This is a genomic window from Jiangella endophytica, assembly GCF_003427025.1.
Classification (GTDB): domain Bacteria; phylum Actinomycetota; class Actinomycetes; order Jiangellales; family Jiangellaceae; genus Jiangella; species Jiangella endophytica.
On record NZ_QVAI01000001.1, the window covers coordinates 357,453 to 370,926 of the forward strand.

General features: G+C 73.1%; 8 protein-coding genes. 6 read left to right on the forward strand and 2 right to left on the reverse strand.

The features are described from left to right. The first annotated feature begins 76 nt into the window (after nucleotides 1-76). Nucleotides 77-5,827 carry a pullulanase-type alpha-1,6-glucosidase gene (gene pulA / locus DZA62_RS01765; RefSeq protein ID WP_116947048.1) on the forward strand — a complete coding sequence of 1,917 codons (5,751 nt, stop codon included), beginning with the start codon at nucleotides 77-79 and terminating at the stop codon, nucleotides 5,825-5,827. On the opposite strand, the gene DZA62_RS01770 is transcribed toward pulA, so the two are convergent. Together DZA62_RS01770 and DZA62_RS01775 are read right to left on the reverse strand one after the other, a co-directional pair. Beyond that, the gene (locus tag DZA62_RS01770; RefSeq protein ID WP_116947049.1) at nucleotides 5,784-6,905 is read right to left on the reverse strand and encodes a flavin-containing monooxygenase; all 1,122 of its coding nucleotides are present in this window, start codon (nucleotides 6,903-6,905) and stop codon (nucleotides 5,784-5,786) included. The two genes, pulA and DZA62_RS01770, sit on opposite strands and share 44 nt — an antisense overlap. A gap of 334 nt (nucleotides 6,906-7,239) precedes the next feature. Beyond that, entirely contained in the window at nucleotides 7,240-8,874 is a 1,635-nt protein-coding gene (locus DZA62_RS01775) for a response regulator transcription factor (protein ID WP_116947050.1), read from the reverse strand. A gap of 60 nt (nucleotides 8,875-8,934) precedes the next feature. Here DZA62_RS01775 and DZA62_RS01780 point away from each other — a divergent pair, with 60 nt between their 5' ends. From DZA62_RS01780 to DZA62_RS01800, 5 genes are all read left to right on the forward strand, one after another. Beyond that, nucleotides 8,935-9,810: a GNAT family N-acetyltransferase gene (locus tag DZA62_RS01780; RefSeq protein WP_157987407.1), complete on the forward strand. Its 876-nt coding sequence runs from the start codon at nucleotides 8,935-8,937 to the stop codon at nucleotides 9,808-9,810. A gap of 140 nt (nucleotides 9,811-9,950) precedes the next feature. Next, nucleotides 9,951-10,394 carry a 50S ribosomal protein L13 gene (rplM, locus tag DZA62_RS01785; RefSeq protein WP_116947052.1) on the forward strand — a complete coding sequence of 148 codons (444 nt, stop codon included), beginning with the start codon at nucleotides 9,951-9,953 and terminating at the stop codon, nucleotides 10,392-10,394. An 8-nt stretch (nucleotides 10,395-10,402) separates the two neighbouring features. Continuing rightward, nucleotides 10,403-10,885, forward strand: coding sequence for a 30S ribosomal protein S9 (gene rpsI / locus DZA62_RS01790; protein WP_116947053.1), 483 nt, complete (start codon nucleotides 10,403-10,405; stop codon nucleotides 10,883-10,885). Between the two features lie 101 nt (nucleotides 10,886-10,986). Further along, a complete protein-coding gene (gene glmM, locus DZA62_RS01795; protein ID WP_116947054.1) occupies nucleotides 10,987-12,336 on the forward strand; it encodes a phosphoglucosamine mutase in 1,350 nt (449 codons plus the stop codon). A gap of 46 nt (nucleotides 12,337-12,382) precedes the next feature. Continuing rightward, the gene (locus tag DZA62_RS01800) at nucleotides 12,383-13,375 is read left to right on the forward strand and encodes a GNAT family N-acetyltransferase (protein WP_157987408.1); all 993 of its coding nucleotides are present in this window, start codon (nucleotides 12,383-12,385) and stop codon (nucleotides 13,373-13,375) included. Nucleotides 13,376-13,474: the final 99 nt, after the last annotated feature.

A 13,474-nucleotide genomic window follows, 5' to 3' on the forward strand; every position in this document is an offset into this window, starting at 1 on the left:
GCAAGTCTTGCACCCGCGGCCGGTGATCGTTAGCGTCTCGGGCACGTGACATCGCCGTCCGCCCCGGGAGTGACCGATGCCGACCCTGCCCGTCCGCCGCCTCCTCGTCGTCACCGCCTCCCTGGGCCTGGTCACGGCGGCCGCCGTGACCGCGCCGCCGGCCGTCGCCGACCACACACCCACCCCGAGCGTCGTCACGCTGGCCGGGAGCCTGCAGAGCGAGCTGGGCTGCGCCGCCGACTGGGACCCGGCCTGCGCGGCCACCGAGCTGACCCGCACCGACGGGGGCGGCTACGCGCTCGCCGTCGAGCTGCCGGCCGGCTCGTACGAGTTCAAGGTCGCGCTCAACGGCGGCTGGGACGAGAACTACGGCGCCGGCGGAGTCGCGAACGGCCCGAACCTGCCGCTGGTGCTGGAGGCCGGCGCCGAGGTCACGTTCTCCTACGACCACGCGTCGCACCGGATCGCCGTCGCGCCGACGCACCCGCAGCCCGGTCTCACCGATGCCGACCGCGACCTGGCCGCCGACAGCCTGCGTGAGGACCTCACCGACGAGCGGTTCTACTTCGTCATGGCGGACCGCTTCGACAACGGCGACCCGTCGAACGACACCGGTGGCCACGAGGTGCCGCCCGGGACGGCCGAGCCGCGCCTCGCGCACGGGTACGACCCCACCGACAAGGGCTTTTACCACGGCGGCGACCTCGCCGGGATCCTGCGCCGGCTGGACTACATCGAGGATCTCGGCACGACGGCGATCTGGCTGACGCCGTCGTTCATGAACCGGCCCGTCCAGGGCAGCGGCGCCGACGTCAGCGCCGGCTACCACGGGTACTGGATCACCGACTTCACGCGGATCGACCCGCATCTGGGCACCAACGACGAGCTGCGCGAGCTGATCGACGAGGCGCACGCGCGCGGCATCAAGGTGTTCTTCGACATCATCACCAACCACACCGCCGACGTCATCGACTACGAAGAGGGCACGTACGGCTACGTGCCGAAGAGCGACGCACCGTACGTCGACGCCGCCGGCAACGCCTTCGACGACTCCGAGTACGCGGCCGGCGACACCTTTCCGGAGCTCGACCCGGCGACGTCGTTCCCGTACACGCCGTACTTCCGCACGCCGGAGGACGCGACGGTCAAGGTCCCGGCCTGGCTGAACGACCCGACGCTCTACCACAACCGCGGCAACGCGGCCTTCGACGGCAGCGAAGGCGACCTCTACGGCGACTTCGTCGGGCTGGACGACCTGTTCACCGAGCAGCCGGCGGTCCGCGACGGCATGATCGACATCTACCGGTACTGGGCCGCGTTCGGCGTCGACGGGTTCCGCATCGACACCGTCAAGCACGTCAACATGGAGTTCTGGCAGAAGTTCGCGCCCGAGGTGCTCGACGCCGCGCACGAGTCCGGCGCCGACGACTTCTTCATGTTCGGCGAGGTGTACGACGCGAACCCGGCCGCGATGTCGCGGTACACGACCGAGGGCGGGCTGCAGGCGACCATCGACTTCGGCTTCCAGGCCCGTGCGCAGGGATTCGCGACCGGCCGCCCGACGACGGAGCTGCGTGATCTGTTCGCCGGCGACGACTACTACACCGACACCGACTCCAACGCGTACTCGCTGCCGACCTTCCTCGGCAACCACGACATGGGCCGTATCGGGATGTTCGTCCAGGACACCGGGGTGGTGCCGGACGAGCAGCTGAGCCGCTCGCTGCTCGCGCACGACCTCATGTACCTGACCCGCGGCCAGCCGGTCGTCTACTACGGCGACGAGCAGGGGTTCACCGGTGACGGCGGCGACAAGGACGCTCGCCAGGACATGTTCCCGAGCCAGGTGGCCAGCTACAACGACGACGACCTCATCGGCACCGACGCCACGACCGCCGAGGAGAACTTCGATCCCGAGCACCCGATCTACCGGCGCCTCGCCGAGCTGGCCGCGGTGCGCGACGAGCACCCGGCGCTGGCCGACGGCGCGCAGATCCACCGCTACGCCAGCGACGACGCCGGGGTGTACGCGTTCAGCCGGATCGACGCCGGCGAGCAGGTCGAGTATGTCGTCGCCGCGAACAACTCGACCGAGCCGCGGACGGTGAGCTTCTCGACCTTCAACCCGCGGACGACGTTCCAGCCGGTCTGGCCCGCGGGCACGGCGTCGGTGCGCTCCGACGCGCAGGGCCGGGTCGCCGTCACCGTCCCGCCGCTGTCCGCCGTCGTCTGGCGGGCGCCGAAGCCGCTGAAGGCGTCCAAGGACGCGCCCGCTCTGCACTTCCGCACGCCCGGCCCGGGCGGCACCGTCGGCGGGCGGGCCGAGATCGGCGTCTCGGTGCCGGCGGGCGGGTTCAACCAGGTCACGCTGGCCTGGCGGCCACTGGGCACGGACGAGTGGCGGGTGCTCGGCACCGACGACAACGCGCCGTACCGGGCCTTCCACGACGTCACCGGGCTCGCGCACGGCACGATGGTCGAGTACCGCGCCGTGCTGAAGGACCACTTCGGCCGCCTGTCCGTCACGTCGACGTACGGCGTGGTCGGCGAGCCGCAGGACGACGGCGAGGACCCGGGCACCGGCGGGCCGGTCGAGCAGCCGGACCGCGTCACCGTCCCCGGCAGCCTGAACTCCGAGATGGGCTGCGGCGGCGACTGGGACCCGGGTTGCGCGCAGGCCGGCCTGACCCTGGACGCGACCGACGACGTCTGGAAAGGCACGTTCGCGCTGCCCGCGGGCGACTTCGAGTACAAGGCCGCGATCGACGGCTCGTGGGCGGAGAACTACGGCCTCGGCGCCCGCCGCGACGGCCCGAACATCCCGCTCCCGGTGGCCGCCGCCGGCGACGTCACGTTCTACTACGACCACGCGACGCACTGGGTCACCAGCGACGCGCAGGACCCGATCGTCACCGTGCCGGGGTCGTTCCAGTCGGAGCTGGGCTGTCCGGCCGACTGGGACCCCGCCTGCATGCGATCGTGGCTGAAGGATCCCGACGGCGACGGCGTCTACACGCTCTCGACGACGGGCCTCGCTGCCGGGACCTACGAGGCCAAGGTGACACACGGGCTGAGCTTCGACGAGAACTACGGCGCGGGCGGCGCGCCGGACGGGGCGAACATCGCGTTCACCGTGCCGGCCGGCGCGCGCACGACGTTGAGCTACGACGTCGCCACCCATGTGCTGACGGTGACGTCGTCGGCCGCGCAGTCGCGGGCCGACCTCACCCAGCAGAAGGCGCACTGGCTGGAGCGCGGGTTGCTGGCGTGGGACCTGCCGGCGGCCGCGGCGGACTGGACGTTCCGGCTGCACGCGGCGCCGTCGGGCGGGCTGGGGCTGGACGCCGAGGCGGTGACCGGCGGGACGTCGTACCCGCTGACGCCGGACGCGCTGCCGGAGCCGGTCCAGGAGGCCTATCCGCACCTGGCCGCGTACGACGGGCTCAGGGCGGACGTGAAGGACCTCGAGGAGCTGCTCACCGGGCAGGTCGCCGTCGCCGCGTACGACGACCTCGGCCGGCTGGTCGACGCCACCGGCGTGCAACTGCCCGGTGTCCTGGACGACGTCTACGCCGGGGCCGCGGACCGCGAGCTGGGCGTCGTCTGGCATGGCCGTCGCCCGGACATCGCGCTCTGGGCGCCGACGGCCAAGCACGTCGACCTGCTGCTCACCCTCCCTGGCCAGGCCGAGCAGACCGTCGCGATGCGCCGCGACCGCGACGGCGTCTGGACCGCCCGCGGCAACCCGCGCTGGGCCGGGGCGGCGTACGCGTTCGCCGTGCAGGTGTACGTGCCGGCGACGGACCGGGTCGAGACGAACGTCGTCACCGACCCGTACAGCGTGGCGCTCACCACCAACTCGCGGCGCTCGCTGGTGGCCGACCTGTCCGACCCGGCGCTCGCACCGGCCGGCTGGTCCGGCCTGGTCAAGCCGGAACTGGCGCAGCCGGAGGACTCCACCGTCTACGAGCTGCACGTCCGTGACTTCTCCGTCGGCGACGCGTCCGTGCCGGAGGAGCACCGCGGCGGCTACCTCGCCTTCACCGACGCCGGCGGGGCGGGCATGCGGCACCTGTCCGCGCTCGCCGACGCCGGGCTGAACACGGTGCACCTGCTGCCGGTGTTCGACCTCGCGACGGTGCCCGAGGAGCGTGCGGACCAGGCCGTCCCGGACTGCGACCTCGCGGCGCTGACCGCCGCCGACCCGGCCGGCGCGGCGCAGCAGGAGTGCGTCACCGCCGTCGCCGGGCAGGACGGGTTCAACTGGGGCTACGACCCGCTGCACTACACCGTCCCGGAGGGCTCGTACGCCACGAACCCGGACGGCCCCGGGCGCACCCGTGAGTTCCGGCAGATGGTGTCCGCGCTCAACGGCGCCGGGCTGCGCGTCGTCATGGACGTCGTCTACAACCACACCCACGCCGCCGGGCAGGACGACCAGTCGGTGCTGGACCGGATCGTGCCCGGCTACTACCAGCGGCTCTCCGCGACCGGCGCCGTCGAGACGTCCACCTGCTGCGCGAACACCGCGTCGGAGCACACGATGATGGAGAAGCTGATCGTCGACTCCGTCGTCACCTGGGCGCGCGACTACAAGATCGACGGCTTCCGGTTCGACCTCATGGGCCACCACAGCCGCGCGACGATGGAACGCGTGCGCGCCGCGCTGGACTCGCTGACGGTCGCGCGCGACGGGGTCGACGGGTCGTCGGTCTACGTGTACGGCGAGGGCTGGAACTTCGGCGAGGTCGCCGACAACGCGCGGTTCCAGCAGGCCACGCAGCTGGAGCTGTACGGCGCCGGCATCGGCACGTTCAACGACCGGCTGCGCGACGGCGTCCGCGGCGGCGGCCCGTTCGATGACGACCCGCGCATCCAGGGCTTCGGCAGCGGCCTGTTCACCGACCCGAACGGCGCGGACGTCAACGGGACGCCGGAGGAGCAGCGGGCGCGGCTGCTGCACCTGCAGGACCTGATCAAGGTCGGCCTCACCGGCAACCTGCGCGACTACGCGTTCACCGACGCCACCGGCGCGGCCGTGACCGGCGCCGGCGTCGACTACAACGGGTCGCCGGCCGGCTACACCGCCGACCCGGCCGAGGTCATCACCTACGTCGACGCGCACGACAACGAGACGCTGTTCGACGTGCTCGCCTACAAGCTGCCGGCGGACACCTCGATGGCCGACCGCGTCCGGATGAACGTCCTCTCGCTGGCCACGACCGCGCTCGGTCAGGGCCCGTCGTTCTGGCACGCCGGTGCGGACCTGCTGCGGTCGAAGTCGCTGGACCGCAACTCCTACGACTCCGGCGACTGGTTCAACCGCATCGACTGGACCGGCCAGGAGAGCACCTTCGGGTCCGGCCTGCCGCCGGCGGCCGACAACGAGGCGAAGTGGGACGTCATGCGCCCGCTGCTGTCGTCGCCCGCGGTGAAGCCGAGGCCGGCGGATCTCGCGACGTCGGCGGCGATGGCGCAGGACCTGCTCCGGCTGCGGTTCTCGTCGCCGCTGTTCCGGCTCGGATCGGCGGCGCTGGTGCAGGACCGGGTGTCGTTCGGCGCCGGCGGGCCGTCGCAGCCGGCCGGTGTCATCGTCATGCAGCTCGACGACCGGACCGGCGACGACCTCGACCCGCACCGCGAGCGGCTGGTCGTCGTCTTCAACGCCACGCCGGCGGCGGTGACGGCGCCGGTCGAGGACGGGGCGAGCCTGCGGCTGCACCCCGTCCAGGCCGCCGGTGCCGATCCCGTCGTGCGGACCGCCACCGCGGACGCCGGCGGCGTCACCGTCCCGGCACGGACGGTCGCGGTGTTCGAGCAGCCTTGACGGGGCGCGCGGCGGCGGTCAGGTGCCGCACGACGTGCTCCGCGTCGGTGCCGGCGCCGCCGACCAGCATGGAGCTGAACGCGCTCTGGAACGACAGGCCGGTGAAGTAGAGGCCGGGCGACGACGGCACGACGCCGCGCTCCTCGAGCGGCCAGCCGTCGTCGCCCAGGACCGGCAGCCGGATCCAGCCGAAGTCCTGCCGGAATCCCGTGCACCAGACCACCGTCGCGACGTCGAGCACGCGGCCGTCGTCGAGCACCGGCTTCCCGTCGCGCACACCGGCGACCCGCTCGGTGACCCGCTCGACGCCGGCGGCGGCGAGATCGTCCGCCTGGACGCGGAGCAGCGGCCCGCCGTGCGTGCGGACCTCCGGGCGCATCTTCCGCCCGATCGGCGTGCGCAGCGTGAACACGTGCCGGGCGAGGAACCAGAGCACCGGGAACGCCATCCGCGCCCGCCGTGACTCCAGCGGGACCGGGATCTGCCCGTTCGTCCGTCCGGACAGGATCGTGTGGTGCTCGCGGGCCGCCTCGAACGCGATGTCCGCCCCCGAGTGCGACGCTCCGACGACGAGCACCGGTCCCGGTCGCAGCTGGTCCGGCCGCCGGTACTGGCTGGAGTGCAGCTGGGTGATGTCCGGGTCCAGCTCGCGCGCGAACGGCGGCACGTACCCCTGCGTCCCGAACGTCCCCGTCGCCACGACGACGTTGTCGGCCGTGAACCGCCGGTCGCCGCAGTCCAGCACGTACCCGTCGCCGTTGCCGCTGGTCAGGGCCTCGACGCGGACGCCGTGCTGGACCGGCAGCTCGAACCGGTCGGCATAGGCCTCCAGATAGTCGGCGACCTGGTCCTTCGTCGGGAACGCGTGGCCGGGCCCGGGGAAGCGCATCCCCGGCAGCCCGTCGTAACGGGCCGGGCTGTACAGCCGCAACGTCTCCCAGTGCCGCCGCCAGTTGTCGCCGGTCCGCGTCCGGTCGTCGAGGATGAGGAACGGCCGGCCCCGCCGGGCGAGGTGGTACCCGGTGCTCAGCCCCGCCTGCCCGCCCCCGACGACGATCGTCTCGATGTGCTGGTCCATGACGCCCTCCCCGTGAGTTTCGCCAGGTCAGGTCTCGACGCTACGGCCGGCACCCAGCCGTCCGCGTCGGGCGGACCATGCATCTTCGCGCGCGGGCCGGCATGGGTAGTTCTGTGTAGCCGCCCCCAGTTCCATGATCATCAATGATCCAACCCTCTATGGGTGGTTGGATCATTGATGATCATGGAACTGGGGGCGGCCAGCAAGCCAGGAGGCTGGCCAACGGTCCGAACCCCGCCCCACGAGAGCCCGGCCAACGGGAACACCGGAGCGCCGGAACACAGCTCTTCCGAAGACCGGCGAACGGGAGCCCCGCCACCCGGGTCGGTCCGGCTCACACCAGCCCGTTCTCGTAGGCATACGCGGTGGCCGCCGCCCGCGACGAGACGCCGATCTTGGCGAAGATGTTGCTCACGTGCCGGGCCACCGTCTTCTCGCTGAGCACCAGCTCGTCCGCGACGGCCCGGTTGCTCCGCCCGGCGGCCACCAGGCGCAGCACCTCCAGCTCACGTGGCGTCAGCCCGCCGTCGCGGGCCGGGTGGCCGTCCGTCAGCCGCCGCAGCCGGTCGGCGTCGGGGCCGGCGGAGAGCCGGCGGAAGGTCCGCCGCGCCGCGTCGAACTCCAGCCCGGCGGCGTCGGTGTCGCCGAGCTCGCGGCAGGCCAGCCCGACCAGGACCCGGGCCCGGGCGGCCTCGTACGGGGTCTCGACCTCGTGGAAGCCGGCCCAGGACTTCCGCGCGGCGGTCAGCGCCCCGGCCGCGTCGCCGCGGGAGAGCCGCAGCGACGCCGTCGTGTACGCGGACATCGCCGTCAGCACCGGCACCATCGCGGCGCCGGCGATCTCGGCCAGCTCGGCCGCGGCGGCCTCGGCGCCGTCGGGGTCGCCGGCCGCCAGCAGTGCCTCGGCCAGCGCCGCGAGCAGAGCCGGCCGCTCGATCGGGCTCGGGGTCTCGTCGAGCGCGCGACGCAGTCCGGCGACGGCCGCCGCGACCTGGCCCTGGCCGAGCCGCAGCAGCGCCATACCGGGCTGTGGGTCCAGCCCGCCGAGCCCGGCCAGGCGGTATGCGTCCTCGGCGGCGGCCGCCTCGCCACGGAGGCGGTGCAGCTCGCCCTGCTCGTAGTGGGCGCCGGCGGCTGCCGGCTGCCCAGGCGGGTCGGACAGCCGGCGGCAGGCGCGCCCGGCCTCGGCCAGCGCGTCGCTCCAGGCGCCCTGCTCCCGCAGCACGTGGACGCGGTGCACCTGGCACTCGCCCCGGAACGGCACGAGGTCCGGCTGCGCGTCGCACCACCGGGTGAGCGCCGTCGTCCACTCGCGGGCCCGGCGCACGTCGAACGTCGCCTGGCAGGCGTCGATGACGGTGCAGTAGACGATGCCGGTGAGCAGCGGCCCGGTCGCGCCCGCCGTCACGTCGATCATGGCCTCGTCGAGCAGCGCGACGCCCTCGGTGACCTTGCCCAGCCCGACCAGCGCGCGGCCGCGGCCCATCCGGCCGAGGATCACCAGGTCCGCGTCGTCGTGCCGCCGGCCGACGGCGACCGCTTCGGCGAACATCTCCGCCGCCACGGCCGGATCGCCGCCGGACACCATCTGCCGGGCCCGGGCCACGAGCAGGTAGCCGCTCTCGGCACAGTCGCGCCCGGCCTCGTCGAGGAGGCGGTCGGCGCGGGCCAGCCAGCCGCCGGCCCGGGCGAACTCACCCTGGTTGAGCAGGACGAACGCCAGCCAGAAGGCGCACCGTGCGGCCGCATGCGGCCGGCCCTCGCGGACCAGTTCGAGGTAGCCGCGCTCCTGCAGGGCCGCGCTCTCGTCGTCGTGGCCGGCCAGGTAGGCGGAGACGGCCAGCAGCTCGAGGTCGGCGGTGGGCAGCGACGCCGCGGCGTCGGCGGCCGTGAGCTGCGCGTACGCCAGCTCCCAGGCCCGCGTCTCGAACGCGGCCCGGCCCCGCTCTCGTGCCTCGGTCGTGGTCATGTGCGCCCCCGGACCCTTCCTGCCGCCACGCTACTCCTGTGGCCGGGTGACAATCATGGGGTGACCGCTGCCGACGAGATATCCACCCGAGCCGGCGTGCTGACGGCCCGCCCGGTCGCCACGCTGACGTCGGAGCAGGCCGCCGCGGCCATGACCCGGGCGTTCGAGGGTTACGTCGTGCCCGTCTCGGTCGACGGGCCGGCGTTCGAGCGCCGGTTCGGGGCCGAGCACCTCGACCGCTACCTCAGCGAGATCTACACCGCGGGCGACGACCTCGTGGGCATCTGCCTCATCACCCGGCGCGGCTCGACGGCGCGCATCGGCGGGTTCGGCTGCACGCCGGCCTACCGCGGGGTCGGCGTGGGGCGCGCCCTGATGGAGCGGGCGGTGGTCCGCTGCGTCGAGGCCGGCGCGACCCGCATCACGCTCGAGGTCATCACCAGCAACGCGGCGGCGGTCCGGCTGTACGAACGGCTCGGCTTCCGCATCGCCCGGACGCTGGTCGGCTACCGGTGGGAGCGGCCGCACGCGGCCGGGCCGGTCCCGCCGTCGGCGCCCGCGCCGATCGACCCGTCGCGGTTCGCCCGCGGGCTGGCGGCCGGGTTGAGGAGCGCGGACGATCCGCCGTGGCAGCTCGCGCCCGAGACGCTGGCCGCCGCCGGGCCGCCGCGACGGGCGTACGCGCTGGGCCCGGCCACGGCGCTGCTGAGCCTCACCGAGACCGCCGCCGTGCTGAGCGCCGTGCACACCGAGCCGGCCGCCCGCAGGCGCGGTCACGGGCGTGCGTTGCTGGCCGCGCTGCGCGACGCGTTCCCCGGACGGCGGTGGACGGTGCCGCCGCTCGTGCCCGAGTCGGACGGTGCCGGGTTCTTCCTCGCGACCGGCTGGGTTCGCGAGGAGCTGGCCCAGTATGAGATGGTGCACGGGAACGTGTGACCGGCGGCGGTGGGGATTCCCCACGTTTTGACCATGCGGCGGCCGCACAGGTATCCTGTCGTGTCGTTGTGCGTACCGGAGCGCGGCACGCCAGCCACCGACCAGATCCATCCTCTCGACCAAAGCGAAGGCCTACGACCGTGCGCACGTACAGCCCCAAGCCCGGCGATGTCCAGCGCCAGTGGCACGTCATCGATGCCACCGACATCGTCCTCGGCAGGCTCGCCAGTCAGACCGCGACCCTGCTGCGCGGCAAGCACAAGCCCGTCTACGCGCCGCACGTCGACACCGGCGACTTCGTCATCGTCGTGAACGCCGAGAAGGTCGCGCTCACCGGCAGCAAGCTGGAGCAGAAGCTCGACTACCGGCACTCCGGCCGGCCGGGCGGTCTGCGCTCCACCACCTACCGGGATCTCCTCGAGAAGAACCCTCGCCGAGCCATCGAGAAGGCCGTCAAGGGCATGCTCCCGCACAACAGCCTCGGGCGGCAGATGCTGTCCAAGCTGAAGGTGTACGCGGGCCCGGAGCACCCGCACCAGGCCCAGCAGCCCGTGCCGTACGAGATCGGCCAGGTCGCGCAGTGAGTGAGGACATGACTGAGACCACCACCGTCGACGAGGTCGACACCGACGAGGCTCCCATCGAGAGCTACACGTCCGAGTCGGCGCCGTCGCGCCATTCGAACATCGAGGCGGCCGCGGCCACCGGCCGGCGCAAGCAGGCCATCGCGCGCGTCCGCATCGCCCCGGGCACCGGCCAGTGGACCATCAACGGCCGCACGCTCGACAACTACTTCCCGAACAAGGTGCACCAGCAGCTGGTCAGCTCGCCGCTGGTGGAGCTCGAGCTCGGCGACAGCTACGACATCGTCGCCCGCATCGACGGCGGCGGCGTCACCGGTCAGGCCGGCGCGCTGCGCCTGGGCATCGCCCGGGCGCTGAACGCCGCCGACGCCGAGAACAACCGCCCGGCGCTGAAGAAGGCCGGCTTCCTCACCCGCGACGCTCGCGTCACGGAGCGGAAGAAGGCCGGTCTCAAGAAGGCCCGCAAGGCTCCGCAGTACAGCAAGCGCTGATTCGCGCACCTGCGCGAGTTCCGCGAACGGCCCCGGGGGGTACACCAACTCCGGGGCCGTTTGCGTTCCCATCGTCCGCTGTCCCACTAGGAGCACTCTCAGTGGCTCGTCTCTTCGGCACCGATGGCGTTCGCGGTCTGGCGAACTCCGATCTCACGGCCGAGCTGGCCCTCGACCTCTCCGTCGCCGGCGCCCACGTGCTGGGCGAGATCGGCGCGTTCGGCTCCGGGCGCCGCCCGGTCGCGGTCGTCGGCCGCGACCCCCGGGCGTCCGGCGAGTTCCTCGAGGCGGCCGTGGTGGCCGGCCTCGCCAGCGCCGGCGCCGACGTCCTGAAGGTCGGCGTGCTGCCCACGCCCGCTGTCGCGTTCCTCACCGGCATGCTCGACGCCGACCTCGGCGTCATGCTGTCGGCGAGCCACAACCCGATGCCCGACAACGGCATCAAGTTCTTCGCCAAGGGCGGCCAGAAGCTCGACGACGCCGTCGAGGACGCCATCGAGGCCCGGCTGCGCGAGCCGTGGAAGCGGCCCACCGGCGCCGAGATCGGCCGTGTCCACGAGCACCCCGAGGGCCTCGAGACCTACATCTCGCACGTCGTCGGCACCGCCCCGGCCCGCCTCGAGGGCCTGCGCGTCGTCGTCGACTGCGCGCACGGCGCCGCCTACCGCGCGGCCCCCGAGGCGCTGCGCCGGCTGGGCGCCGACGTCATCGCGGTCTGCGCCGAGCCCGACGGCCTGAACATCAACCACAACTGCGGCTCCACCCACCTCGACGTCGTCGCGGCCGAGGTGGTCGCGGCCGGCGCCGACCTCGGCATCGCCCACGACGGCGACGCCGACCGGTGCCTGGCGGTCGACGCCACCGGCGAGGTCGTCGACGGCGACCAGATCCTGGCCATCCTCGCGCTGGCCATGCGCTCGCAGGGGAGCCTGCGCGGCGACTCCGTCGTCGCCACCGTCATGTCCAACGAGGGCTTCCGGCTGGCCATGCGCCAGGCCGGCGTCAACGTCATCGACACCGCCGTCGGCGACCGCTACGTCCTCGAGGCCATGAAGGCCGGCGGCTACAACCTGGGCGGCGAGCAGTCCGGCCACGTGATCCTGCTCGACCACGGCACCACCGGCGACGGCGTGCTGACCGCCGTCCACCTGCTCGCCCAGGTCGCCTCCACCGGCACCTCGCTGGCCGAGCTGGCCGGTGTCGTGCGGCGGCTCCCGCAGGTCCTCATCAACGTCAAGGGCGTCGACAAGAGCCGGGTCACCCTCGACGAGGGCGTCAAGACCGCCGTCGCCGAGGCCGAGGCCGAGCTCGGCGACACCGGCCGTGTCCTGCTCCGCCCGTCCGGCACCGAGCCGCTCGTGCGGGTCATGGTCGAGGCTGCCACCCCCGAGCAGGCCGAGACCGTCGCCCGCCGGCTGGCCGCCACCGTCCAGGCCGAGCTCGCCCTCTGACGAAAACCTGTTGCCCGCGCCGGGCGGCGCGAGCGAGGCTCGACGTGTGCAGATCCGACCGATCGACGCCACCGACGCCGAGTTCGCCGCCTGGTACGACGTCCACCTCAGTGCGCGCCTGGCCGACCACCCGGCCGGCCCGCAGTGGCTCGAACCCGAGCTGAAGGTCATCTACCAGGGCACCGAGCATCACGCCGCGAGGCTGTGGCTGGCCGAGGACGCCGGCAAGGCGGTCGGCGCGGCCGTGCTGGGCCTGCCGCTGCGCGACAACCTCACGCTGGCCGAGCCCGAGGTCTTCGTCCGGCCCGAGGAGGCGCGCCGCGGCGTGGGCAGCGCGCTGCTGGCCACCCTCGACGACGCGTCGAAGGCCGCTGGCCGCAGCAGCCAGATGCTCTACCTCGAGGGCCCCACCGGCACCGACCACAGCTCGGGCACGGCGTTCGCCGAGAAGCACGGCTTCACCCGCCGCATGACCGAGATCGCCCGTGTGCAGCGGCCGCCGTTCGACCTCGACGGCATCGCCGGCGCCGAGGAGGCGGCCCGGCCGCATGCGTCCGACTACCGCATCGTCACGTGGAGCGACCACGCCCCCGACGAGTACGTCGACGAGTACGCCCGGCTCGAGGGCCGCATGAGCACCGACGCACCGCTCGGCGAGCTCGACTACGAGCCCGAGACGTGGGACGCCGCCCGCATCCGCTCCGCCGAGCAGCGCCACGGCCTCATGGGCCGCGCCACGTGGGTCGCCGCGGCCATGGCCCCCGACGGCAGCATGGCCGGCGTCACCGAGATCACGCTGTCGCGCGACAGCGACGCCACCGGCTTCCAGGACGCCACCATCGTCGACCCCCGCCACCGCGGCCACCGGCTCGGCCTGCTGCTCAAGGCGGCCAACCTGCGCCGGCTGCTGGCCGACCGGCCCGGCGTGCAGACGGTGTGGACGTGGAACGCCGACTCCAACGCCCACATGATCGCCATCAACGAAACGCTCGGCTACCAGGTCGCCGGCTGGTCCGCCGCCTACCAGCGCAGCCTCTGACCTCGCCAAACGCCGTCCATCACGACGGTGGTTGGCGAGTCCTCGACCTCGGAGTAGCGTGGCTCTGGTACGTCTGGGGATTGCCCATGCCACCTGGTC